The sequence below is a fragment of the Deinococcus aquiradiocola genome (genome assembly GCF_014646915.1).
GTDB classification, from domain to species: Bacteria; Deinococcota; Deinococci; order Deinococcales; family Deinococcaceae; genus Deinococcus; species Deinococcus aquiradiocola.
Genome location: NZ_BMOE01000015.1, coordinates 38,670 through 62,779 on the forward strand (window position 1 = coordinate 38,670; position 24,110 = coordinate 62,779).

At 70.8% G+C, this 24,110-nt stretch carries 22 protein-coding genes; 9 read left to right on the forward strand and 13 right to left on the reverse strand.

Going from position 1 to position 24,110, the window contains the following annotated elements:
* The first annotated feature begins 22 nt into the window (after positions 1-22).
* The 5 genes from IEY33_RS16360 (at position 23) to rpsP (ending at position 3,925) form a co-directional block, all read left to right on the forward strand.
* Positions 23-214, forward strand: coding sequence for a hypothetical protein (locus tag IEY33_RS16360; protein ID WP_188964361.1), 192 nt, complete (start codon positions 23-25; stop codon positions 212-214).
* A gap of 251 nt (positions 215-465) precedes the next feature.
* Positions 466-1,149: a cell division ATP-binding protein FtsE gene (ftsE, locus tag IEY33_RS16365; RefSeq protein ID WP_188964362.1), complete on the forward strand. Its 684-nt coding sequence runs from the start codon at positions 466-468 to the stop codon at positions 1,147-1,149.
* Positions 1,146-2,009 (forward strand): cell division protein FtsX, encoded by an 864-nt coding sequence (locus IEY33_RS16370; protein WP_229671092.1) that lies wholly within the window; start codon positions 1,146-1,148, stop codon positions 2,007-2,009. Before ftsE ends, IEY33_RS16370 begins: the two co-directional genes overlap by 4 nt.
* Positions 2,006-3,511, forward strand: a complete 1,506-nt coding sequence (locus tag IEY33_RS16375; protein WP_229671093.1) for a murein hydrolase activator EnvC family protein — start codon at positions 2,006-2,008, stop codon at positions 3,509-3,511. The genes IEY33_RS16370 and IEY33_RS16375 overlap by 4 nt, the downstream gene beginning before the upstream one ends.
* A gap of 165 nt (positions 3,512-3,676) precedes the next feature.
* Positions 3,677-3,925: a 30S ribosomal protein S16 gene (gene rpsP, locus IEY33_RS16380; protein ID WP_188964363.1), complete on the forward strand. Its 249-nt coding sequence runs from the start codon at positions 3,677-3,679 to the stop codon at positions 3,923-3,925.
* A 53-nt stretch (positions 3,926-3,978) separates the two neighbouring features.
* On the opposite strand, the gene IEY33_RS16385 is transcribed toward rpsP, so the two are convergent.
* Positions 3,979-4,692 carry an HAD family hydrolase gene (locus tag IEY33_RS16385; RefSeq protein WP_188964364.1) on the reverse strand — a complete coding sequence of 238 codons (714 nt, stop codon included), beginning with the start codon at positions 4,690-4,692 and terminating at the stop codon, positions 3,979-3,981.
* Between the two features lie 6 nt (positions 4,693-4,698).
* Between IEY33_RS16385 and IEY33_RS16390 the strand changes: the two genes are divergently transcribed.
* The gene (locus IEY33_RS16390; protein WP_229671094.1) at positions 4,699-5,031 is read left to right on the forward strand and encodes a ComEA family DNA-binding protein; all 333 of its coding nucleotides are present in this window, start codon (positions 4,699-4,701) and stop codon (positions 5,029-5,031) included.
* 63 nt (positions 5,032-5,094) lie between these two features.
* On the forward strand, positions 5,095-5,934 hold the full coding sequence (locus tag IEY33_RS16395) for an NAD(P)H-binding protein (protein ID WP_188964365.1): 840 nt from the start codon (positions 5,095-5,097) through the stop codon (positions 5,932-5,934).
* Positions 5,935-6,022: 88 nt separating this feature from the next.
* Here IEY33_RS16395 and IEY33_RS16400 read toward each other — a convergent pair whose 3' ends face one another.
* The 7 genes from IEY33_RS16400 to IEY33_RS16430 form a co-directional block, all read right to left on the reverse strand.
* Positions 6,023-7,228 (reverse strand): thiolase family protein, encoded by a 1,206-nt coding sequence (locus tag IEY33_RS16400; RefSeq protein WP_188964366.1) that lies wholly within the window; start codon positions 7,226-7,228, stop codon positions 6,023-6,025.
* Positions 7,221-8,525, reverse strand: coding sequence for an alpha/beta hydrolase (locus tag IEY33_RS16405; protein WP_188964367.1), 1,305 nt, complete (start codon positions 8,523-8,525; stop codon positions 7,221-7,223). Before IEY33_RS16405 ends, IEY33_RS16400 begins: the two co-directional genes overlap by 8 nt.
* Before the next feature lie 117 nt (positions 8,526-8,642).
* The gene (locus IEY33_RS16410) at positions 8,643-10,988 is read right to left on the reverse strand and encodes a 3-hydroxyacyl-CoA dehydrogenase/enoyl-CoA hydratase family protein (protein ID WP_188964368.1); all 2,346 of its coding nucleotides are present in this window, start codon (positions 10,986-10,988) and stop codon (positions 8,643-8,645) included.
* Positions 10,989-11,186: 198 nt separating this feature from the next.
* Positions 11,187-11,486 carry a hypothetical protein gene (locus tag IEY33_RS16415; protein ID WP_188964369.1) on the reverse strand — a complete coding sequence of 100 codons (300 nt, stop codon included), beginning with the start codon at positions 11,484-11,486 and terminating at the stop codon, positions 11,187-11,189.
* Complete coding sequence (locus tag IEY33_RS16420; RefSeq protein ID WP_188964370.1) at positions 11,483-12,247, reverse strand: sulfite exporter TauE/SafE family protein; 765 nt, start codon at positions 12,245-12,247, stop codon at positions 11,483-11,485. The genes IEY33_RS16415 and IEY33_RS16420 overlap by 4 nt, the downstream gene beginning before the upstream one ends.
* Before the next feature lie 53 nt (positions 12,248-12,300).
* A complete protein-coding gene (locus IEY33_RS16425) occupies positions 12,301-13,620 on the reverse strand; it encodes a S41 family peptidase (RefSeq protein WP_229671095.1) in 1,320 nt (439 codons plus the stop codon).
* A 78-nt stretch (positions 13,621-13,698) separates the two neighbouring features.
* Complete coding sequence (locus tag IEY33_RS16430) at positions 13,699-14,715, reverse strand: HD-GYP domain-containing protein (RefSeq protein WP_229671096.1); 1,017 nt, start codon at positions 14,713-14,715, stop codon at positions 13,699-13,701.
* A gap of 132 nt (positions 14,716-14,847) precedes the next feature.
* Between IEY33_RS16430 and IEY33_RS16435 the strand changes: the two genes are divergently transcribed.
* Positions 14,848-15,579 (forward strand): YkgJ family cysteine cluster protein, encoded by a 732-nt coding sequence (locus IEY33_RS16435; RefSeq protein WP_188964372.1) that lies wholly within the window; start codon positions 14,848-14,850, stop codon positions 15,577-15,579.
* A gap of 27 nt (positions 15,580-15,606) precedes the next feature.
* Here the strand turns inward: IEY33_RS16435 and IEY33_RS16440 are convergent, their stop codons facing one another.
* The 3 genes from IEY33_RS16440 to IEY33_RS16450 all read right to left on the reverse strand — a co-directional run bounded on the left by IEY33_RS16440 (position 15,607) and on the right by IEY33_RS16450 (position 19,881).
* Entirely contained in the window at positions 15,607-18,018 is a 2,412-nt protein-coding gene (locus IEY33_RS16440) for a putative bifunctional diguanylate cyclase/phosphodiesterase (protein WP_188964373.1), read from the reverse strand.
* A gap of 154 nt (positions 18,019-18,172) precedes the next feature.
* Positions 18,173-19,123: an electron transfer flavoprotein subunit alpha/FixB family protein gene (locus IEY33_RS16445; protein ID WP_188964374.1), complete on the reverse strand. Its 951-nt coding sequence runs from the start codon at positions 19,121-19,123 to the stop codon at positions 18,173-18,175.
* Positions 19,123-19,881: an electron transfer flavoprotein subunit beta/FixA family protein gene (locus IEY33_RS16450; protein ID WP_188964375.1), complete on the reverse strand. Its 759-nt coding sequence runs from the start codon at positions 19,879-19,881 to the stop codon at positions 19,123-19,125. The genes IEY33_RS16445 and IEY33_RS16450 overlap by 1 nt, the downstream gene beginning before the upstream one ends.
* Positions 19,882-19,976: 95 nt before the next feature.
* Between IEY33_RS16450 and IEY33_RS16455 the strand changes: the two genes are divergently transcribed.
* Positions 19,977-20,435, forward strand: a complete 459-nt coding sequence (locus IEY33_RS16455) for a DIP1984 family protein (RefSeq protein WP_188964376.1) — start codon at positions 19,977-19,979, stop codon at positions 20,433-20,435.
* A gap of 453 nt (positions 20,436-20,888) precedes the next feature.
* Here IEY33_RS16455 and IEY33_RS16460 read toward each other — a convergent pair whose 3' ends face one another.
* Complete coding sequence (locus IEY33_RS16460) at positions 20,889-22,028, reverse strand: acyl-CoA dehydrogenase family protein (RefSeq protein WP_188964377.1); 1,140 nt, start codon at positions 22,026-22,028, stop codon at positions 20,889-20,891.
* A 192-nt stretch (positions 22,029-22,220) separates the two neighbouring features.
* On the reverse strand, positions 22,221-23,930 hold the full coding sequence (locus tag IEY33_RS16465; protein WP_188964378.1) for a bifunctional metallophosphatase/5'-nucleotidase: 1,710 nt from the start codon (positions 23,928-23,930) through the stop codon (positions 22,221-22,223).
* Positions 23,931-24,110 lie beyond the last annotated feature (180 nt).

Genomic DNA, 24,110 nt, shown 5'->3' on the forward strand with positions numbered 1-24,110 from the left:
GGGGCCTTGCTAGACTGACCGCATGAACCCTGGCAGAAAACCCGAATACGACCTCCTCGACCTGGAAGCGGCGATCCGCGAGCACCAGACCACCACTGCGGTCCTCGTGGCGGTCGGCGTGCTGATCGGCGTGGCGGCCGCCGCCTGGGTGATGAGCCGCCCGCCGCGCGACAAGGTCGGCGCGGAGGACCCGGAAGCTCCCCTGTTCATCTGAATGCTGGGGAACGCGCGGCCGGAATGCGTGTCGGCCGCGCGCGGCACACGGGTCCTTCACCCGCTCCGGAAGCGCGCTGAGCTATGCTGCTGCTGGCACATGGAAGGCAATCTCACATCTGAACCCGTTCACGCGGCCTTCACCTCCCGGGGTGACGCCGCGTGTCTCTGTACCGCTCCCGCCTGCCTCCGGTGCGGTGTGGCCCGCCGCTCTCCCCTGCCCGTACAGACCTCGCGTCCCTGGATGTGTCTATGATCCTGCTGAAATCCGTCAGTCTCGAATACCCCGTCACCCGCACGCTGGCGCTCGACGACGTGTCGCTGCACATCCAGAAGGGCGAGTTCGTCTACCTGGTGGGGCACAGCGGCGCGGGCAAGAGCAGCTTCATGAACCTCGTCATCAAGCGCACGCTGCCGACGCGCGGCACGGTGCAGGTGAGCGGCGAACCGCTCAGCGCGTACCGGGGTCGCCGTACGGCCGTGCTGCGCCGCCGCATCGGGATGGTGTTTCAGGACAACCTGCTGCTGCCGCACCTGAACGCCTACGACAATGTTGCCTTCGCGCTGCGCGTGACGGGCGTCCCGCAGCGCGAGTGGCCCGCGCGTGTCACGGCGGCCCTGCGGACGGTGGGCATGGAGCACAAGAAGTACGCGCTGCCGCTGCAGCTGTCGCAGGGCGAGCAGCAGCGCGTCGCGATCGCGCGGGCGGTGGTGGGCGACCCGCCGCTGCTGCTGGCGGACGAACCGACCGGGAACCTCGACCCGGAGAACAGCCGCGAGGTCCTGAAGGTGCTGCAGAACGTGAACCTGCGCGGCACGACGGTCCTCGTGGCGACGCACGCGCGCGACCTCGTGGAGAGCTTCCGGCACCGCACGCTCACGCTGCGGCGCGGGCGGCTCGTGCGTGACGACCCTTACGGCGGCTACGCGCTGTGACGTACCACTTCCGTCAGGCGCTGCTCGCCATGCGCGGCAACCTGACCGCGACGCTCGCCACGCTCGGCACCATGACGCTCACGCTGCTGATGCTGGGCTTCGTGGTGCTGCTCACGCAGAACGTCGGCCGGACCCTGTCGCAGCTGGAGTCGCAGGTGGAGGTCGCGGCGTTCCTGCGGGACGGTGCGGACACGCAGGGCCTGCTGACGCAGGTGCGCGCCCTGCCGCAGGTGCGCGAGGCGCGGCTCGTGACGCGCGCCGAGGTGCTGGACGAGATGACGCGCGACTACCCGTACGCGCGGGACGCGGCGGAACTGACCGGCAATCCCTTCCCGGACACGCTGCGCATGAAGGTGGCGCGCGTGCAGGACTCCACGACCGTCGCGGCGAGCGTGTCTCGCCTGAGTGGTGTGCAGGACGTGGAGTACGGGGCCGGGTACGTGGACCAGACGGTCCGCACGCTGAGCGCCATCCGGGGCGCGGGGTACGTGCTGGTGGGCCTGCTGCTGTTCGGGACGCTGCTGAACATCCTGAACGCGGTGCGCGTCGCGATCTACTCGCGCCGCAACGAGATCAGCGTCATGCGGCTGCTGGGCGCCACGCGCGGCTTCATCCGCATGCCGCACCTGATCGAGGGCGTGCTGCTGGGCCTGCTGGCGGGCGTCATCTCGGTCGCGGTGCTGGCACCCGCGTACTTCCAGCTGGCGGGCCGCGTGCAGACGCTCGTGCCGGTCCTGCCGATCATCACGGAGAGCCGCACCATCTGGCCGATCCTGGCGGGCATGCCGGTGCTGGGCGTGCTGGTGGGCCTGATCGGGAGTTTCTTCGCGACGGGCCGCTACCTGCGGGAGCTGGAGTGACCCCCCGGCCGGGGCGGGCACGGCAGGCCGCGTGGCTGCTCACGCTGACGCTGCTGACGGTCGCCGCGACCCCGCCGGGCGCCGCGCAGTCCGACCCGTCGCGCGACCCGCGCTTCACGGCGACGCTGCCGACCACGTCCGAACGCCTGCAGCAGCTGCAGGAACAGCTGGCGGCGCAGCAGCAGCTGTCCGCGCAGCAGAAGGCTCAGCTGGAGGGCCTGCGGGCGCGCGTCACGGCGCTCGGCGGGCAGCAGAAGACGGTGCTGGGCCGCATCGACGCGCTGAACGCGAACATCGCGCGGCTGGAGACGGCGCGGCGCGCGCTGGACCTGCAGATTCAGGGCGTGCAGGAGAGCATCCGGGACCTGAACCTGCAGATCACCGGCACGCAGGCCCGCGTGACGCGCCTGCAGCAGGACGTGCGCGAACTGCTGGTGTCGCTGTACCGGGAGCGCAGCGGGCGTTACCTGCAGCTGCTGTCGCAGGCGCAGACGCTGTCGGACCTGCTGATCCAGGCGAAGTACGCGAACATCAGCGGGCAGAACAACGTGCGGGTCGTGCAGGCCCTCAAGACCGAGACGGCCCGCCTGCAGACGCAGAAGGACGCGCAGACGGCGCAGAAGAAGCAGCTGGACACCCTCCAGGCGCGGCAGATCGCGCAGCTGCAGCAGCTGCAGGCGCAGCGGCAGGAGGCGACGACGCTCGTCGCGCAGCTGAAGAAGGACCAGGCGGGGCAGCAGGCGCTGGCGGTCCAGACGCAGGCGCAGCAGGCCCTGACGGCCAGCAGCATCCAGAACGTGATCGGCGGCATCCTGCAGGAGCGCGCGAACATCGAGGCGGAACGGCAGCGGCGCATCCGGGCGGAGCAGGCGCGGCGCGAGGCGGAACTCGCGCGCATCCGGGCGCAGCAGGAGGCCGCGCGGCGCGAGCAGGAACGCCTCGCGCAGCTGCGGCTCGCGCAGGAACGGCAGGCGCGCGCCCAGCAGGCCCAGGCACAGGCGCAGGCGCAGGCCCGGCAGGTGCGGGCCGCGCAGGCCGCCCGGCAGGCGCAGCTGGCGCGGGAGCAGCAGGCGCTGCAGCAGCAGCAGCAGACGGTGCAGGCGCAGCAGGACCAGTCTCAGCAGCAGCTCGCGCCGCTGCCTGCCGCCGTGGGCGAGATCGGCTTCCCGCTGCCGGGTGGGCGGGTCACGGCGGCCTTCAACACCTCCGGCCCGTGGACGATCCTCAGCGCGCAGAGCGGCGCGCAGGCCGTGTCGGTGGCGGAGGGCAACGTCATCACGGCCGCGAACTACGCGAACCTGGGGTGGGTGGTGATCGTGGATCACGGGTCGCTCAGCTCGTCGTACTTCGGGCTGGCGCAGCCGCTCGTGCGGGTCGGGGACCGGGTGGGGCGCGGTCAGCCGGTCGGCGTGATCGGCGGGAGCCCGCAGTTCGGGCCGGACAGCATGGCGCTCGTCCTGACGCAGATCAGCACCCGGCAGAGCGTCCGCCCGCCCTTCTGAACGCTGTTCCCCCGGCGGGACTTGCCGGGGCGCGCGGGATTCTGCTACACTCCTTCGGTGCGCTCCGGCTGGCTGCTGGCGGGTGCATGAGTGCGAGGCCCACGCCCGCACGACCCGCCACCTTGCGGGAGCTGAACCCTCAAATTCTGAAAGGTCGTATACATCATGGTCAAGATTCGCCTGTCCCGTTTCGGTTCCGCCCATAACCCCCACTACCGCATCGTGGTTGCCGATGTCCGCCGTCCCCGCGACGGTGGCTACATCGAGAACCTGGGTCACTATGACCCCCGCAAGACCAGCGAGAACTTCCTGAACGTGAACGCCGAGCGTGCCGCGTACTGGATCGCTCAGGGCGCCCAGCCCACCCAGACCGCCCGCCGGCTCCTGAAGAGCCAGGGCGTCAAGGTCAAGTAAGGTTCGAGGTTCAGCACCGCGAAGGAGGCTCCGGCCTCCTTTTTTTGTGCCGTTCAGGCGGGCGGGGACAGCAGCGCCGCCAGCGTGCCGTCCAGCGGCGTCCAGCCGTGCAGGGCCACGTGCGGGGCGGGGGCCGGGGCCGCGCGCCGGGCGGGGTTGAACCACGCGGCCCGCAACCCCGCCGAGACGGCGCCCGCCACGTCGTTGCGCCAGTTGTCGCCCACCATCACGGCCTCCCCCGCCTGCACGTCCAGCGCCGCGCACGCGCGCAGGTAGCTGTCCGGGTGCGGTTTGGGCGGCGCGTCACTGGTGGTGACGCTGGCGTGCAGGTGCGGCGTGAGGCCGCAGGCGTCCAGCTTGGCGCGCTGCACGCCCCCAGGGTAGTTCGTGAGCACGCCGACCCGCACCCCGGCCGCCCGCAGGGCCTGCACCACGTCCAGCGCGCCCGGCAGGGGCCTGTAGTGCGCGCGGCTGGCGGCGTGGTACGTGCGGGCCGCCTCCGCCCCGTCCGGGTCCGGCACGCCCACCCCGGACAGCAGCTGCGCGAGCCGCCGTTCCCGGCACGCCTCCACGCTCAGCCGCCCGGCGTGCACCTCGCCCTCCAGTGCCGCCAGCAGTGCCGCGTGCCGCGCGAACAGCGCGTCGTCCGGCAGGGCCGCGAGCGCCGGGTGCCGTGCCGCCAGGGCACGCAGCCCGGCCAGCGTGCAGCCCGCGTCGTCGAAGAGGGTGTCGTCGAGGTCGAAGATCACGGCACGCACGGGCAGCATGCCCCGATGATACGGACTCCGGGACCCGCCCACACCGCGCCGACCCAGACCGTACCCACCCAGACTGCTCCCGCCCCGGCCACGGCGGCCCCCACCCTGCCCGCCGGAACGATGCCGGGCAGGACCATGACCAGACCCGGCATGCCCATGATGAAGCTCGCCGTGAACATCGCCCCCGAAACGCAGATCGCGGCCGTGCCGGGCGTCGGACCGAAACTCGCGGCCGCCGTCGTGCATGCCCGCCCCTTCAGGAACTCCGCCGACCTCATCCGGCGCGTCAAGGGCATCGGCCCGAAGAACTACGTCAAGCTCGGCCTGGACAGGGTCTTCACGTCCTGAGCGGCCATTGAGCGCCCCTTCAGGCTCGGCGGACCAGCCCGCGGGCCGGAGTACAGTCGGGGCATGATTCTGGTCACGGCAGCGACAGGCAACGTGGGGCGCGAACTCGTGCCGCAACTCCTCCAGGCGGGCCAACAGGTCCGGGCAGGCACGCGCCACCCGGACGCAGCGTCCTTCCCGCAGGGGACGGACGTGGTCCGCCTCGACTTCGGCGACCCCGGCAGCGTCCGCGCGGCCGTGCAGGGCGTGCGGGCCGTGTACCTGATCGTGCCGGAAACGGTGGACACGGACGCCCTCACCGGCAGTCTGAAGGCCATGCGGGACGCGGGCGTGGGCCGCGTGGTGCTGCAGTCCGGGTTCGGCGCACAGGACGGCGGCAACCCGCTCGGGGACGCGGAGGACGCCGTGCGCGCCAGCGGCCTCGCGTGGACGATCCTGCGTCCCAACTGGTTCATGCAGAACTACAACCAGATGTTCCGGAAGGGCGTCCGCGACCGGGACGAGTTCGCGGAACCCACCGGAACGCACCGCACGAGTTTCATCGACGCGCGCGACATCGCGGCCGCCGCGACCGCCACGCTCACGCAGGCGGGCCACGAGGGGCACGCGTACGACCTGACCGGCCCGGAATCCCTGGACCGCGCGGCCGTCGCGGAGGCGCTGAGTGCCGCGCTCGGCCGCCACATCACGTACAGCGCGGTGGACGACGACGGCTTCGTGGCGTTCATGACCGGCACCGGCGAGAGCGACGAGGAGGAAGCGCGCGGCATCGCCAGCATCTACGCGCCCATCCGCGCGGACCGCACGGCGGACGTCACGCCGGACCTGAAGCGCCTCACGGGCCGCGCCGGATTCACGGTCCACGAGTTCGCGCAGCACTACCGGCACGACTGGGAACGGTAACGGCTGCACCGCGACACCGTCACCCCACCACACACGGCAGAGGGGCGCAGCCATCACAGCTGCGCCCCTCTCCTCCACTGACAGCCGATCAGTCGGCGGCGGTCGCCTGTTCGACCTCGGCGGGGTACACCTCGATCACGCCTGCGGCGCCCATGCCGCCGCCGATGCACATGGTGACGAGGCCCTTCCCGCCGCCGCGCCGCCCGAGTTCGTAGATGAGGGTCGTGGCGAGCTTCGCGCCGGAGCAGCCGAGCGGGTGCCCGAGCGCGATCGCGCCGCCGTTCACGTTGGTCTTCTCCTCGTCGAGGCCCAGCGTGCGGATCACCGCGAGGCTCTGCGCGGCGAACGCCTCGTTCAGTTCGATCAGGTCGATGTCCCCGAGGGTCAGGCCCGTCTGTTCCAGCACCTTCGGGATGGCCTTGACGGGCCCGATGCCCATCAGTTCCGGGTCCACGCCCGCCACCGCGAAGCCCAGGAATTTCGCGAGCGGTTTCAGGCCCAGCTCGCGGGCCTTGTCGGCGCTCATGACGACCACGGCGGCCGCCCCGTCGGAGAAGGGGCTGCTGTTCGCGGCGCTGACGCTGCCGCCCATCTTGAAGGCCGGGCGGACCTTCGCCATGTCGGCGAGGTTCGCGTCACGGCGGATCAGTTCGTCCTTCTCGAACGGCACGACGGTGCTCGTGACCCTGGTGCCCTTGACCTTGTCCACGCGGACCGGCACGGCGATCACCTCGGCGTCGAACTTCCCGGCGTCCTGCGCGGCCGCGGCCCGCTGGTGGCTGCGGAGCGCGAAGGCGTCCTGGTCCTCGCGGCTGATGCCGTACTTGGCGGCGACGTTCTCGGCCGTCATGCCCATGCCGATGTACGCGCCGGGCCGGGCGTCCACGAGTTCCTTGTTGGGGCTGGGGTTGTGGCCGCTCATGGGGACCATGCTCATGCTCTCCACGCCGCCCGCCAGCATCACCTCGGCCTGACCGGAGATGACGGCCGCGGCCGCCATCGCGATGGTCTGCAGGCCGCTGGAGCAGAAACGGTTGACGGTCACGCCGCCGACCGTGTCGGGCATCCCGGCGCGCAGCGCGGCGAGACGCGCGATGTTCAGGCCCTGCTCGGCCTCGGGGATGGCGCAGCCGAGGTACACGTCCTCCACGAGGGCCGCGTCGATCCCGGCGCGCTTCACGGCTTCGTTCATGACGAGGGCCGCGAGGTCGTCGGGGCGGGTGTTGGTGAGGGTTCCCTTGCCGCCGCGCCCCACCGGGGTACGGACAGCGCTGACAATGACCGCTTCAGGCATGATGGTTCTCCTCCGGCCGCTGCGGGCCGGTCGTATGGGTGGCTTGTGGGGTGTCCAGCACGCGCTGGACGAAGGTTTTCACGGCCGCCTCGTAGCGGGCCGGGTCCTGATTCCAGGCGCGTTCGTGCTGTGCGCCCTCGAACCGGTGGTACTCGACGATGTCTGGCCGGGCGTGCACGAAGCTCTCCACCTGCGCGACCGGGACGGTCTTGTCGATGGAGCCGTGCACGACGAGCATCGGGGTGCGGAAGGTGTCGCGGACGCTGAGGTGATCGACCGCGTCGAAGTCCTGCTTGCTCTTCACGACGGTCAGCCATGCCACGACGCGCGACAGCACAAAGGGGATCGGCACGCGGTACCGCAGCGCGTGGTGCGTGATCAGGGCGCGCCATTCGAGCGGCGGGGAGTCGAGCAGCAGGGCCGTGACGCGGTCCGCGAGGCGGCTGTAGCGCAGGAACGCGAGCGAGATGCCCGCCCCGAGGCTGAAGCCGAACAGCAGGATGCGCCGCGCGCCGTGCTCCACCGCGAACTGCACGGCGGCCTCCAGGTCCTGCCATTCCTCGGCGGACAGGCGGTGCTTGCGTTCCGGGGTGGGCGGCGCGCCCTCGGCGTTGCGGTACGTGATGACGAGCGCGGTCAGGCCGAGCCCGCCGCTCAGGCCGCCCGTCTGCGGTCCGACCAGGGTCGGCAGGATCCTGAGCGCGTCCTGCCGCAGGCCGCCGTACCCGTGCGTCACGATCACCCAGTCGGTCCCGGCCGCCTGCGCGAGCGTGGGCGTACCGCCCTGCGCCGCTCCCGCCCGGACGGGGTGGGCGGGCGTGACGGGCGGCACGAGCCACGCGGGCATGGGGCCGTGATCGCCGGGAATGCTGAGCTCCAGGTGCGGCATGCCGCGCTGGGCGGGCGTGCCGCGCCCGATGGTGCTGGCCCGCACCCGCTGCCCCAGCCGCAGCGGGGCGTCCGTCTCGCGCAGTTCCCGGACCGTTCCGGCAGAGTTGCCGCGCAGCAGCGGCCCGAGCTGCGCGTACCGCGTGCCGCCCGGCGTCTGCCACTCCAGGATCAGCGAGCCGGGACGGCGCGTGCTGGGCGTGCTGGTGAGCGTGACGTGCGTGTGCCCGTGGCCCTCCTCCAGCGCGAGGACGCGCGTCGGGTACGCTTTGCGGCGCACGGGACGCACGTGCACGAGCCGGTCGGCGAAGTACCAGCCGACGCCCAGCATGGCCCCCACCCCCAGGGCCGCGCCGATCAGGACGCGTCCCCAGAGCGGGAGGGCAGGATTGTGAGTGTTCTTGGACATGAGGCTCACTCTGGCATAAGGGGATGAGGGGGATGGGGACGGGGAGCGGCGGGGACTTCCGGTCCGGGCGGTGGGGTGGGGGGCGCGGTTCGCGGTCCGGCTCCGCGCCTTCCCTGTTCAGTTCCGCAGGGGTTTGCCGGTCTTGAGCATGTGCGCGATGCGGTCCTGCGTGCCCTTCTTGCCGAGCAGCGTCAGGAAGGCTTCGCGTTCCAGGTCGAGGAGGTGCTGTTCGCTGACCCTGGCGTTGCGGTTGTTGCCGACGCCGCCGGACAGCACGCGGGCGAGTTCGTTGCTGACGGTGAGGTCGTGGTCGGTGATGTACTTGCCTTCGTGCATGCCGTACAGGGCGCTCTTGATGGCGCCGATGGCGGCGTCGCCCATCACGGGGATGTCCTGGCGGGGGGTGGGCTGGGTGTAGTCCGGCGCGAGTTCCAGCACCTTGCGTTTCGCTTCGGTGATGATGTGGTTGCGGTTCATGGCGATGGTGTCCGAGGAGCGCAGGAAGCCGAGCTTGCGGGCTTCGAGGGCGCTGGTGGAGACCTTGGCGGTGCCGATGGTCTCGAAGGCGCGCTGCACGGCGGGCAGCAGGAGGGCGCCGCTCTGCTGCGTGGGCAGTAGGGCGTCGGTGAAGCGCAGCAGGAGTTCCTTGGTGCCGCCGCCGCCGGGGATGAGGCCCACGCCGACCTCGACGAGCCCGGTGTACAGTTCGGCGCTGGCGACGACGTGGTCGGCGTGCATGAGCATCTCGCAGCCGCCGCCGAGCGCGAGGCCGAAGGGCGCGGCGACGACGGGGTGCGGGCTGAAGCGCAGGCTGGTGGTGGCCTTCTGGAATTCGCGGATGGCGGCGTCGAGTTCGTCCCACTCCTCGTCCTGCGCCTGGCTGAGCACGAGGGGGAGGTTGGCGCCCGCGGAGTAGTTGTCGCCCTGGTTGCCGACCACGAAGCCGGCGTAGCCCATGCTGGTCACGGCCTTGTGCGCGTCCTCGATGATGCGCAGCTGGTCTTCGCCGAGGGCGTTCATCTTGACGTGCCATTCGGCGAGGAGCACGCCGTCGCCCAGGTCGACGAGGCTCGCGCCGGGGCGTTTCTTGACGACGCGGGTGGCGTCCTTCTTGAGGTCCGTCAGGATGAGGTAGGGGGCGGCGTAGGGGGCAGGGTCGCCGGCGGGCGTGACGATCTCGTCGCCGCTGTAGAAGGTCTGGCGGCCGCTGTCCTTCATGGCCTGCAGGAGGGGCGGGAGGGTGCGGCCTTCCGCTTCGAGGTTCGCGATGACGGTCTGCACGCCGAGGGTGTCCATCGTCTCGAAGGGGCCCTGTTCCCAGCCGAAGCCCCACTTGAGGGCGTTGTCGATGTCCTGGAGGCGGTTACTGACATTGCCGGCCATCTTGGCGGCGTACCAGAAGCCGTCGTTCATGACGCCGCGCAGGAAGTCGCCTTCCCTGCCTTCCAGGGTGTAGAGCGCCGCCACGCGCCTGGCGAGCGGCTGGCCCTTGACGGCTTCGACGGCGTCGACCTTGACTTTGCCCTGGTCCTCGTACTCGAAGGTGTCGAGGTTGAGGTTGAGGATCTTGGTTTTGCCTTTCTCGTCCTTGGTCTTCTTGTAGAAGCCGCTGCCGGTCTTGTCGCCGAGCCACTTCCTGTCTTCGACCAGCGTGCGGAACGGCTGGGTGAGGGTGAAGTCCTCGTCGTCCGGGGTGGCGGCGGCGAGGTCGTTGGCGACGTGGTAGATGATGTCGAGGCCGGAGAGGTCGGCGGTGCGGAAGGTGGCGGAGGACGCGCGGCCCAGGACGGGGCCGGTGAGCTGGTCGGCCTGGGCGGGCGTGAGGCCGTACTTCTGGATGTAGTGCATGGCGCGCACGATGCCGTACACGCCGATGCGGTTGGCGACGAAGCCGGGCACGTCGTTGGCGACGACGACGCCCTTGCCGAGCACGGTGCTGGCGAAGTCGCTGAAGGTGCGGATGACGTCCTCGCTGGTGCTGGGGGTGGGGATCACTTCGAGGAGGTGCAGGTAGCGGGGCGGGTTGAAGAAGTGCGCGCCGACGAAGCGGGACTGGAAGTCGGCGCTGCGGCCTTCGATCTGCAGGTGCATGGGGATGCCGCTGCTGTTGCTGCTGATGATGGCGGTCTTCTTGGCGACCTTCTCGACTTTCTCCCAGAGGTCGCGTTTGGCGGGGAGTTTCTCGATGATCGCTTCGAGGATCCAGTCGGCGTCCTTGAGTTTACCGAGGTCGTCTTCGAGGTTGCCCACCTGGATGAGGGCGGCGCGGGCGGGGTCCATGAAGGCGGCGGGGCGGGCTTTGAGGGCGCGCTGGACGCCTGTCCTGGCGGCGGCGTTGCGGTCGGGATTGTCGGGCAGGACGATGTCGAGGAGCGTGACGGGGATGCCCGCGTTGGCGAGTTGCGCGGCGATGGCGGCACCCATCACGCCCGCGCCGATGACGGCAGCTTTCTGTATCTTCATGGAGCCTCCAGTGGTGACCGTATTCTAACTCAGTATTTTGGACTCAGTATAAGTTTAGGCGTGCGGGCAGGCCAGCGCAAGAGGTTCCGGCCCGGCCGCACCACGCCGTCCAGAACCCCCGCACCTGCCACCACCCCACACGCGCGCCGGAAACAGCATCCGTGCCGCGCCCCTGTGACCGGCATCAGGCGCCCGGCGTCAGGCGAGCAGATTCTTCACGAAGAACACCACCGCCAGCCCCAGCAGCGCCACCAGGGCCGCCACGCTCAGCCTGCGGTCGCGGCGCCACGCGGCCACCGCCACCCACACGGCCGCCAGCACCGGCACCAGCATCACCCACCCGACCGCCCACACCGCCAGCGCCGGGAACAGCACGGCCGCGCCGAGCGCCACCACCGCCACCCAGAAGCCCGCCGGGAACAGCCACGCGGGCAGGCCAGCCGTCTCCCCCGTCTGCGGGGCGGGCGTGAACGGAATGTTCTTCCGTTCGCCCGTCACGCGGTCCCCCCGGCCACCCAGTACTTGTACAGCAGCTGCAGCGCCGTGAAGATCAGCAGCAGGCTGAAGAACAGCTTGAGGTTCTGCGCGCTGATCCGCGCCGCGAGGACCGTGCCGCCACGCGCGCCGACCAGCACGCCGAGCGCGACGGCGGCCGCCACGCGGTAGTCCAGCTGGCCGCTCGCGCTGTACACGAGCGCGTTCGCGACCGCCGTGAGCCCCATGATGAAGGTACTGGTCGCAATGGCCTGCCGGATGGGAATGCCGCCCAGCAGGTTCATGACCGGCACCTGCACCGTCCCGCCCCCGATACCGAGCAGGCCGCTCATGACGCCCGAGAAGGTCATGGCGGGCGGCACGAGCCGGCTCGGTTCGCGCTCCACCTCCACGCGCTTCAGGCCGCGCAGCAGGTTGTACGCGCTGTACAGCAGCAGCACTGCGAAGACCGTCGCGACGACCCGGGCGGGCAGGCGCAGGCCCAGCCAGCTGCCCAGCACGCCGCCCAGAATGGTGTACGGCGACAGCAGGTACCCGGTCCGGGCGCGGATCAGGCCCTGCCGCAGGTACCCGGCCGTTCCGGCCAGCCCGACGGCCAGCACCCCGATCTGCGACACGGCGACCGCCTGTGTGATGCTGATCTTGTGCCCGAAGTAAGGGAGGACGAATTCCAGGGCGGGCACCACCACCACACCGCCGCCCAGGCCGAGAATGGCGCCCAGCACGCCGGCCAGGAGCCCGATCGCGAGCACTGCGAGTATCACCCGGTCACGCTAGCACGCCGCCCCGCCCGGCGTTCCGGCCGGGCGGGGCGCGCTCAGGGCTGCCGGACGGCCGTGCCCAGGCGGCCCTGCAGGGCCGCGAGCGCCGCCTGCAGCTGCCGGTCCTCGCCGCGCACGGTGAGCGCCTCGAGGTCCGGCGTGACCGGCAGGTCCGGCTGCAGGTGGTCCGGCAGGGGGTTCCCGCCCAGGTCGTAGGCGCGCAGGCTGGTGACGCTCATCACGCCGTGGTCCGGCAGCGGGTAGAAGTACACGCCGCTGTTCATGACGCCCCGGCTCGGTTCGCCCACCAGCAGCGCGCCCGCCTGATGCGCGAAGTACCCGAACACCTCCGCGCACGACGCGGTGCTGGCGTCGATCAGGACGGCGGCCGGGCCGTGCCACAGGCCCCGCAGGTCCCCGCCGGGCCGGTCGAGCAGGTGCCGGACGCTGCTGCCCGGCATCGCCTGACCGTCGTACGCGGCGTACTCGGTGCTGGTGACGGGGGCCGTGTCGGCAGGGCGGCCCGGCTGCGGCGTGCGCGCCTGGTAGTACGCGGGCCGGAAGACGCTGGCGGCCTGCACGCACTGGTCGAGGCGGCCGCCGCCGTTGGCGCGCAGGTCCACCACCAGGGCGGCCGCGCCGCCCGCCTGCGCCTGCGCGAGCGCGCGGCGGAACAGGTCGGCGCTGTCGCCCGGCAGGAACGTCGGGTACTGGATGACGGCCACGCGGCCGCCCGGCACGTCGCGCCAGCCCAGGACCGGCACGTCCCGCGCCTTGAGGGGCGCGGTGGGGACGTTCAGGTCGCGGGGCGGCTGGCCGGGCTGCTGCACGCGCAGCGTGACGGGGTTCCCCTGACGTTCCAGGCGCACGAAGGCGATGGGATCGGCGCTGTCGCCCGCCGTGACGCTGCCGTTCACCTGCGTGACGAGGTCGAAGCGGTGCAGGCCGGCCGTGTCGGCGGGACTGCCGGGAAGGACGCCCACCACCAGCAGGCCGAGCGGGGTGCGCGTGACGCGCAGGCCGGTACGGGGCACGGTCAGGTCCTCCTGCACCTCGCGCAGGCGTTCGGCGCCCTCGGCGTCACGGATGCCGGTGTGCTCGTCGTGCAGCTGCGCGAGCATGTCCTTGACGACCGCGCGGCCCTCACTGTAGTCGCAGGTGTCGCCGAGCGGCGCGCAGCGCGCGTCGAGGACGGTCCGGTACTGCTGCACCAGGGCGGGCCGGTCGGTGGTGGACCAGCCGTAGTATTCGCCCAGGAGCAGGCTGCTGGCCTTCTGGAAGAGGTCGGTGGCGGGGCTCGCGAGGGCGGGCCCGCTGAGGGTCAGGCCAGCCAGCAGCCCGCGCAGCAGCGGCGCGGCGAATCTGAGGGGGGGCACACGAGAAGTTTAGCGTTCCTTGAGGCTTTGCCGGATGAGCGGCGGGCCGCCCCACATGAGGCGCGGCCCGCGCTCAGGTCAGAGCGGGCCTTCCTGCACGACGATCTTTTCCAGCATCGCCACCAGCCTCGGGTCGAGCGCCTTGCCGGACTGCGCCTGCACGCGCTTCACGTCCCCCAGGCGCACGTAGGCGTTCGCGACTGCCACGAGCCGCGCGTACAGCGGGATGTCCTCGCCGGTCAGGCGGTCCGGTTCGCCCTGCCCGTCCCAGCGTTCGTGGTGGTGCCGCACGCCGCGCTCCGCCTCGCTGAGCGCCGTGACGCCCTGCAGCAGGTTCGCGCCGACCAGCGCGTGCCCGCTCTCGCCCTGGATCTTGCCGACGTCGTGCAGCGTCGCGGCGTACCACACCTCGTCCAGCTCGCGGCCCGCCAGTCCGATGCCGCGCCCCAGGCGCACGGCCACGTCCGCCACGGACCGCGCGTGCCCCAGCGAGTCGAAGTCGCGGCTCTCCATCGCCTCGATCACGGTGGCCGTGATGTGCTTGGCCGCCTGCCGCCACTCGTCCCGCCCGTCGATCAGGCCCATCAGCGGACCGACGGCCGCCGCGAAGCGCCCCACCGCCTCCTGCTGTCCGGGCGCGATGGCGCCGCCCTCCGGCCGGTCGAGCAGCAGCGCGCCCAGGTGCCGCCCACGGTCCACGATCGGCACCACCAGCGACAGGCCCACGCCGCGCATCCCGGCCTGATCGAGCAGCTCCGTCACGTCCGGGCCGTTCGCGTCGTACAGTTCGCGCGCGCCGCCCTCCAGCAGCCGCATGCGGCCCGCCGACCACGGCCCGCTCAGGGTCACGCCCATCAGGTCGCGCGGGTAGCCGAGCACGGCCCCCACGCGGTCCTGACCGCGCCGCAGGATGCCCAGGCCGTGCACGCGCCCCCCGACCAGCGAGGCCGTGTACGCCAGCGCACCGTCCAGCACGCTCTCCTGGGTGGGTCTGGCAAGCAGTTCGGCCAGCACGCGGCTGACGTCGCTCTCACTGGTGGACGCAGCGGGAGCGGGTGCGGGAGGGGCGGCCGGAACTGGTTTACGCTTGAACACGTTACCGTCAGTATAGAGCGCCGGGCCGCGCCGCACTGTCTCGTCTGCGTCAGCCGGAACCTTCATGTCGGCGGGCGCAGGCCACCCGCCGTCACGGTGGGCGGGCAGCCCGGAGGGTATGCTGGGCCTCCGATGACTTCCTCCCCTCCAGACCAGCGGCTCACGCGGGCCGTCGCGCGCGCGTACGAACGGTACGCCGAGCAGGCGGGCGCGTGGACGCGGCGCTTCACGGCGCAGGGCGGCACCGTCCACTGCCGCAGCGGCTGCGTGCACTGCTGCGACTTCCCCGTCCGCGTGAGCCTCGCCGAGGCGCTCCTCACGGCCTCCCAGCTGAACGGCACGCAGCTGGACGCCATGCGGGCCCGCGCGGCCCAGGTGATCCGCAACGCGCGCACGGCCGGCAGCTGGGACGAATACTTCCAGCGGCACCGCCGCGAGATCGGGTACTGCCCGCTGCTGGACCAGACGACAGGCGCGTGCACCGCGTACGACGTGCGCCCCACCCGCTGCCGCGACACCTTCAGCGCCCTGAGCGCCCACTACTGCCGCGTGGGAACGCTGGAGCACCTGAACCGCCAGGAGCGGGCCGAGTACACCCGCGAGGTGCGCGCGAACCCCGCCACGGACGGCCTGAGTCACTACATCGCGCCGCTGGAGGACATGAGCGAACCGGTCTGGACGACCGCCACGCGCGAGATGCGGCAGGCGTGGGGCATGGAGGTGTGGGGAGACTTCTGGGTGCTGACGACCCTCACGCAGGACGGGCCGTTCATGGACGCCGTGCGGGCCGGGCAGGCGGCACGCGCCACGAAGCGTGCCCGGACGCTTGGCCTGTGGAACGCCGAGATCGTCGAGATCGGCTGACGGCCCGGCGCGGGCAGGCGGCGGCCATCAGCCGGGACGCGGGGCGGGGACGGGCAGCTTCAGGGCTTCGGCCTCCTCCAGCGGCTGCCCGAACAGGTAGCCCTGACCGAGCCGGAAGCCCAGGCGCCGAAGGGCCTCGCACTGCTCGGGCGTCTCGATGCCTTCGGCCACCACGGCGAGGTTCAGGTCGCGGGCCATGGCGAGCATGGCGCGCAGCACCGCCTCGCTGCGCGGGTCGTGCAGGCTGGTCTTCAGGAAGAACCGGTCGAGCTTGACCTTCTGGATGGGCAGACTGCACAGCACCGCGAGGCTGGAGTGCCCCGTCCCGAAATCGTCGAGCGTGATCCAGACGCCGTGCGCGTGCAGCTGCGCGAGGCGCTCCGTGGCACCCGCGAGGTCGCGCAGCACCGCCGTCTCCGTGACCTCCAGCTCCAGCTGGGACGGCTGCACCCCGGAGCGCTGCAGGGCGTTCAGCACGGTCGTCACGAGGTCGTCGTCTCCCAGCTGCGCGGCGCTTACGTTGACGGCCACGCGCAGGCCCGGCTGGCGGCGCGCGAACTCCAGGGCGGCGTCCAGCACCCACGTTCCGAGGGCGTGAATGCGGCCGTTCTCCTCCGCCAGCGGAATGAAGGCGAACGGCGCGACCTCGCCCAGCTCCGGGCTGTTCCAGCGCAGCAGCGCCTCCACGTTCGCGACGACGGGCGACACGCCGGGCCGCGCCTCGTCCAGCGCCACGATCACCTGATACACGAGGCGCAGTTCCTGCCGTTCGATGGCCGTTTCGAGCGCGTGTTCCAGCCGGATGCGTTCCTCGACGCTCGCGAGGAGCGCCGGGTCGAACGGCACGATGGGCAGACCCGTGCGTTTCGCTTCGTACATGGCGACGTCCGCCTCCCGCAGCAGCGTCACCCAGGCGTCCTGCCCGACCATGCCGGACCGGGCGGCCACGCCGAGCCCCGTCAGGCCGGCCGAACCGCTCAGGCGCACCTCGCCTGCACCCGTCGCGATGGGCGTCGTGAGGGCCTGCAGGACGGGCAGGAGGGTCCTCGCGGCCACCTGTGGGCCCTGCGGAAGCAGCACCGCGAACTCGTCGCCGCCCAGCCGGGCCACCACGCCCTGCGCCGAGAGTCGCCGCGCGAGCCTGCCTGCCACCGCCTGCAGCACCTCGTCCCCCACATGGTGCCCGAGCGTGTCGTTGACGTTCTTGAAGTGGTTCAGGTCGATGAGCGCCACGCTGAGCGGCAGGCCCTGCTCCAGCCGCATCATGACGCGCTCCGAGAACAGCTGCCGGTTGGGGAGGCCGGTCAGGTCGTCGTGCTGCGCCTGCCACACCAGCCGTTCGCGTCCACTGTCGATCTCGTCGAGAAAGCCGTTGAAGGCCATCCCCAGATGATCGAGTTCGTCCTGGCCACGGACAGGCAGGCGTTCGCGCTGCTCCGGCGGGCGGGAGAGGAGCGTGGTGACGGGCAGGTCGTTCAGGTGCCGGATCACGCGCTGGTACACGGCGAGCCGCGCGAGCACCTGCGTTTCGAGCAGGTGCGCGGTGAGCAGCGCGAAGAGCACCATCGCGGCGCCTGTCGCGAGCAGCACGGCGAGCGCGGTGGACACCCCGATCAGGTGCGTGCCGCGGTCGTCGGTGACGCGCAGCAGCAGGGACGGCTGGCCGTTCAGGTCGTTCAGGACGGTGCGGCCCTGGATGCTGTGGCGGTCCTGCACGTGCACCGTCACGCCGGACCCTTCCGACAGGGCGGACGTGCCCGGCTGGGGGATCAGGTCCAGCGTGAGCTGCAGGTTCTGCCGGTACATCGTGACGACGCGCGGCGTGATCTGACGGGCCATCAGGATCACGCCGCGCACGGGGCCACGCTCGTCGCTGTGCGTGACGGGCCGCAGCGTGACCAGCCACGTCTCGCCCGGCTGTCCGGCCCTGGCAGGCAGGTACACGAAGCCCTCCCGGTGCGTGCCGGGGCGGTCCAGTGCGGCGAGCGTGCCGGGCTTCACGACCGCACCGAGCAGGCGGTCGCTGGGCGGACTCTCCTGGCGGCGCTGCAGGTCGTAGCCGCGGCGGCTGATGACCCGCCCGTCCAGGGCCACGTACGCGAGCAGGTTGAGGTCCATCGACTGGTACGTGCCCGGCACGAAATTCGAGGTCTCGAAGGCGCGGCGCCCCGTCTGCACGTAGGTGTACGCGTCGTCCCACACGGCCCAGTTGATGGCGAGCCGCGCGAGGTCCGTCACCTGCGACTGCAGGTACGTGGCGGCACGGCGCGTGTCGCGCTCCGTCTGCTGCGCCTCCTGCCGGTCGAAGAGCGCCACGACGGCAGGCTGCAGCAGGAAGGCCAGGACCGCCAGACAGACGCCTCCCAGCGCCAGCAGGCCCAGCAGCACCCGCGTGCGGATGCTGTCTGGTTCTCGCCACTTGCGCCTGTGCCAAGTCATGCCAGTTTCACCTTAACGGCCCGGTTCTCGCAACAGTCTGACGGGAGGAGGACACCTTCGCAGGTTCAGGCTTTCGTAAAGGCTGCGGGCATGCATGAGGCAGCGGGACGCTCCCTCCGGAGCGTCCCGCTGCCAGTCTGCGCGGCCGGTCCGTTCAGGCGCGGCTGGCGGCGATCAGGGCGGGCACGATCTCGTTCACGTCGCCCACGATGCCGTAGTCCGCGACCTTGAAGATCGGCGCTTCGGCGTCCTTGTTGATCGCGACGATGAACTTGCTCTTGCCCATGCCGGACAGGTGCTGCACGGCACCCGACACGCCCAGCGCGATGTACGCCTTGGGCTGCACGGTCTTGCCGGTCTGTCCGACCTGCTCGGCGTAGGGGCGCCAGCCCGCGTCCACCACGGCGCGCGTCGCGCCGACGCCCGCCCCGATGCTGTCCGCGAGGCCCTCGACGTACGTGGCGAAGTTGTCGGGGTTGCCGACGCCGCGTCCGCCCGTCACGATCACGTCCGCCTCGGTGAGCGCCACGCGGCTGGACTTCTCGACGGTCTTGCCGGTCACGGTGACGCGCGCGGCGGGCAGGTCGAGGTCCACGTCGTACTGCTCACCGGCCGCCGCGAGCGGACCGGCGGGCGCGAACGATCCGGGCTTGGCGGTCACGACGACCACCGGGCCGGACGCGCTGACCGTCTCGGTCACGCGCGCGAGGTACGTGTAGCGCTGCGCGTTGAGGGTGTCGCCGTCCGCCTTCAGGCTGATGGCGTCCTCCAGGTACGGCGCGTCGAGTTTCACGGCGACGCGCGGCGCGTACTCGCGGCCCGAGCGGCTCCCGCCGATGACGACGGTGCTCGCCTCGCCCTCACGGGCGATCTGCGCGGCGGCCGCCGCCCACAGTTCCGGGCTGTACTGCGCGAGGGCCGCGCTGTCCCCCACGAGCACCTGATCGGCGTAACGTGCAGCGTCGTTGGCGACGTCGGCGACGCCCTGACCCAGCACGAGCAGCGTGACGGGACCTTCACGGCCCGACTCGCGCGCGGCGTTCACCATTTCGAGACTGCTCTTGGAGAGCTTGCCTGCAGCGTGTTCAGCGACAATCAGAATCATTACGCGATCACCTTCGCTTCGTTGCGCAGCAGGTTCAGCAGTTCGCTGGCGGCCGCGGACGGGTCTTTGCCGTCGATGAGCTTGTTGAGGCGGGCGCGGCTCTGGATCTCGGCGCCCACGAACTGCACGCTGGGGACCGCGCCGTACGTGTCGAGCGTGTCCTTGCGGAGTTCCTTCTTCTTGGCCTTCATGATGTTCGGCAGCGTCGGGTAGCGCGGCTCGTTGAGGCCCTGCTGGGTGCTCACCACGGCCGGGAGGGGCGCCTGGAAGCTCTCGTTGCCTTCGTCCACGTCGTGGCGGCCCGTGATCTGCGCGCCGTCCACCTTGAGTTCGTTGACCCAGGTGAGCTGCGGCCACCCGAGGCGTTCGGCAGTCGCAGCGCCCAGCGCCTGCGAGTCCCAGTCGGCCTCCTGTCCGCCCACCAGGATGAGCTGCACACCCTCCTGCTGCGCCACCTGCGCCACCACGCGGCTGAGCGCCACGGCGTCCAGGCGGGTGTCCGTCTCGACGTGCACGGCGCGGTCGGCGCCCATGGCGAGTGCGGTGCGCAGGGCGTCCTCACTGCGTTTGGGTCCCACGGCGAGCGCGACGACTTCCTCGACGCCGCCCGCCTCGCGCAGGCGCAGGGCTTCCTCCACGCCGTACTCGTCCATGCCGTCCATCACCAGGGTCGTGCCTTCCAGGTCCACCGCCGTGCCGCTTACCTTCACACGCGCCTCGGCGTCCGGCACCTGCCGAACCAGCGTCAATATCTTCATGCGTCCTCCTGTCGTCACAGACTAGCTTATTGAACTGAGTCCAATTTTAGCACAGGGCTCACGTCCGGCCGCAACCCCCACCGCTATCCTGCAGCATGCCCCTCGCCGAAGCCCTCATCGAACGCGCCGACCTGCAGAAACGCGCCCTGCAACTCCAGGCCCGCCTCCACACCAACGCCAAAACCCAGGAAGGCGAAACGCCCGCCGAAGACCCCGCCGAACTCCTGACGGAACTGATGGGCCTCTACGACCGCCTCGACACCCTCATCGCCCGCATCCACCGCAGCAACATGGCGGCCCGCCTGCCGGACGGCCGCACCCTCACCGACGCCCTCGCCCACCGCGAAGTCCTCGACCTGCGCCTCACCGCCCTGCGCGGCGTCACCGAAGCCGCCAGCATCCAGCAGACCCGCCAGACCCGCTCCGAACTGCGCTACGTGTCACACCTCCCCGTCCGCGACCTGCAGGCCCAGACCGACCGCCTCGCCCGCGAACGCCGCAAACTCGAAACCCTGATCCAGCAGACCAACTGGCAAAGCCCCCTCCTCGACTGAACCCGCACACCCCGCCCGCGCTACAGTCAGGACGCCGGACGTCCGGGCGAGCGCCAGCCCAGCCTGCGGGCCAAGCAGGCACCCTGAGGAGCCGGGGCGGCTCCACCCCCTCACCCACCCCGCCCAGCACCCCTCACCCCGGCACGACGCACCACGCACCCCTCACCACCACGGCACTGACGGACCACCGGCAACACTCGGGGCGACCTCTGATTCAGAAGTCGCCCCGAGCACTGTCACCCACCCTCCCCGGCAACCGGGACGGCCCGGTACGCCTGACGCTGCTCGCTCCGCTCGGCCCTGCGGGCGGCGGTTATTTCGGCGCACCGGGGCGGCCCGGTACGCCTGCCGCTGCTCGCTCCGCTCGGCCCTGCGGGCGGCGGTTATTTCGGCGCACCGGGGCGGCCCGGTACGCCTGCCGCTGCTCGCTCCGCTCGGCCCTGCGGGCGGCGGTTATTTCAGCAGGCTGCGGGCGATCACGACGCGCTGGATCTCGTTGGTTCCCTCGTAGATCTGGTTGAGTTTCACGTCGCGCAGCAGCTTCTCGACCGGGTACTCGCCCACGTACCCGTACCCGCCGTGAATCTGGATGGCTTCGTTCGCCGCGTCGAAGGCCATCTCGGACGCGTAGGCCTTGGCGATGCTGCTCTCCGTGCCGTGCGGCAGGCCCTGATCCACCAGCCACGCCGCCTTCCACGCCATCAGGCGGCCCGTCTCGATGCCCATCAGCATCTCGGCCATCTTGAACTGGATCGCCTGGAAGGTGCTGATCGGCTTGCCGAACGCCTCGCGTTCCTTCGCGTACTTCACGCTCTCCTCCAGCGCGCGCCGCGCGACGCCCACGCTGCCCGCCGCGACCGGAATGCGGGTCTTGTCGAGGGTCTTCATGGCGATCTTGAAGCCGTCGCCCAGGCCGCCCAGGACGTTCCCGGCGGGCACGCGGACGTTCTCGAACACCAGTTCCGCCGTGTGACTGGCGCGCTGACCCATCTTGTGCTTGATTTTGTTGGCGGTCATGCCTTCGGGCATGCCTTCCACCACGACGGCGACGCTGGCCTTGTGGCCGCCCTGCCGGTCGGTGGTGGCGAACACCACGGTGATGTCGGCCTTGCCGCCGTTGCTGATCCACATCTTGCTGCCGTTGATGACCCACTCGTCCCCGTCGAGGACGGCGGTGGTGTGCATGGCGGCCGCGTCGGAGCCGTTGTTCGGTTCGCTGAGCGCGAAGGCGGCCAGGGCGGGCTTCTCGACCAGCGGCGACAGGAAGCGCTTCTGCTGTTCTTCGCTGCCGCCCACCAGGATGGGCGTGATGCCGAGCTCGCTGGCCATCAGGACGGTGTAGATGCCCATGCAGCCGTACGCGATCTCCTCACCGATGATGCACTCGTCGAGCATGCCCAGGCCAAGGCCGCCCGCGTGTTCCGGCACGGAGGCGTTCAGCAGGCCGAGTTCGTGGGCTTTCTCCACGATCTGCCAGGGGAGTTCCTCCTTCTGGTCGTACTCGGTCGCGATGGGCATGATCTCGCGGCGCGTGAAGTCGCGGGCGAGCTGCTGGAGTTGCTTCTGTTCGTCGGTCAGGGAAAATTCGATCATGCGTGCCTCCGGGGAGCAGGGCTGAGCAGGCCCGTGGGGTGCCTGACAAACGCTCGCTCGTTTTGACTGAGTACAAAATAACAGGTTCCGGGCCTCCACAGTGAAGCCCCGCCACCACCCCCCCGCCCGCACGAACGGCAGCGCCCCCGGCCGAAACCTGGGGGCGCTGCATGGGTCCTGCCGGAAGCGCTCTTACTTCCTGGTGATGCGGTTCTGCGGGCCGGGCGCGACGGGCGTGTTGGCCTTCAGGTACGCCTGGAAGGCGTCCACGTCCGAGAGGTTCGGCTGCACGAGGCGGTCCGTGCCGTCCTTGAGGACCGTGAAGCCGTCACCGCCGTCCGCGAGGAAGCTGTTCACGGTCACGCGGTACGTGCCGGTGGGCGAGATGTCCGTGCCGCTGAGTTTCAGGTCGCTGACCCTGCTGCCGGTCGCGGCGGCGGCCGTCCAGGTGTACGTGAGGCCCGCGCTGACCTGCAGGACGCGGTTGCTGCCCGCCGTGGGGTTGTCGAACTGCTGCTCCAGCACGGCCTTCAGCTGCGCGCCCGTCAGGGTGACGGTGGTGAGCGTGTTGCCGAAGGGCTGCACGGTGAACGCGTCCCCGAAGTTCACGCTGTTGTCGGGCTTGATGTTGGTGGAGTCGGGCAGGTCGGCGCGGATGCCGCCCGGGTTCATCAGGGCGATGACGGCGTTGCCGGTGGCGGCGCTGCGGGTCGCGGCGAGCTGGCTGTCGGCGATCACGTCGCCCAGGGCGCTCTCGCCCGCGTCGTTCGCGGCGCGCAGGATCTGCGGCACGGCGATCCTGGCGACGACGGTGTTCTTCACGGCGTCCGTGAGGCCTTTGGCCTTGGCGACGATGGCGGTCTCGGCGGGGTCCTTGGGGATGGTGGTGGTGGCGCTGGCGTCCATGACGACGTTCGCGGCCTTGATGGACAGCAGCTTGTGGCTGGCCTTGTCGACCTGCAGGTCGAGGCGCTGCAGCAGGTGGCCGTAGAAGTCGCCCTGGATGACCACGCGGCCGTTCACGAGGCAGTTGTAGCCCTGGTGCGTGTGGCCGCTGATGATGGCGTTCACGGCCGGGTCGACGCGCTTGGCGATGTCGACGATGTTGCCCATCAGGCTGCTGCAGCCCGCGACATTGTACTTGTCGGTGGCGGTGCCGCCCTCGTGGATCAGCATGATGATCGCGTCGGGGTTCTGCGCCTTGATCTCGGGCATGAACTTGTTGACGCTGTCGGCCTCGTCGAGGAAGTTCAGGGTCTTCACGCCGTCCGGGGTGACGATGGTGGGCGTGACCCTGGTGACGGCACCCACGAAGGCGATGCGGGCGCCGCTGGCGGTCGTGACGATCTGGTACGGCGCGAAGACGGGCTTGCCGCTGTCCTTGTCGACGACGTTCGCGCCGAGCCACTTGAAGCTCGCGCCGGGGTAGTTCGCTTCGAACTTGCAGGCCTTGGCGGCGTCGTTGCTGTCGCAGCCGCCGTTCTGCATGCGCAGCAGTTCCTTGAGGCCCTGGTCGAACTCGTGGTTGCCGAGCGCGCTGACCTGCATGCCCATCTTGCTGAGCGCGATGACGCTCGGCTCGTCGCGCAGCAGGCTGCTGATGACGGGCGAAGCGCCGATCAGGTCGCCGCCGCCCACGAGGACCGTGTCGGGGTTGGCGCTGCGGACGCTGTTCACGTACCCGCCGATGATCTCGGCGCCGCCCGCGGCGAGGTTCGCGGTGGCGGCGGGGTTCGCGGCGGTCGGGGCGGGCACCTTGATGCCCGAGAAGCCGGTCGGGACGAGGTTGCCGTGGAAGTCGTTCAGGCCGAGCACGACCACGTCGACGGGTTTGTTCCCGGCGAAGAGGCTACAGCTGGAGAGACCGAGGGCCAGGGTAAGCAGCATCAGGGGGGTTTTCATAGGTCCTCCTCATCTTGAAGCCGGGGTGTCAGGGGTGTGCCCGCGCGGTCGTCCGGCGCGGGTGAACCCGGAATGTCGGCCAGGGGTTCAGCGTAACGCAGGTGACAGTCCACGCCAGCATTGAGACAGCCTTCATGTGCAGCTCATGCCGGGGGCAGTGCGGGACTTCACCGGGAACGG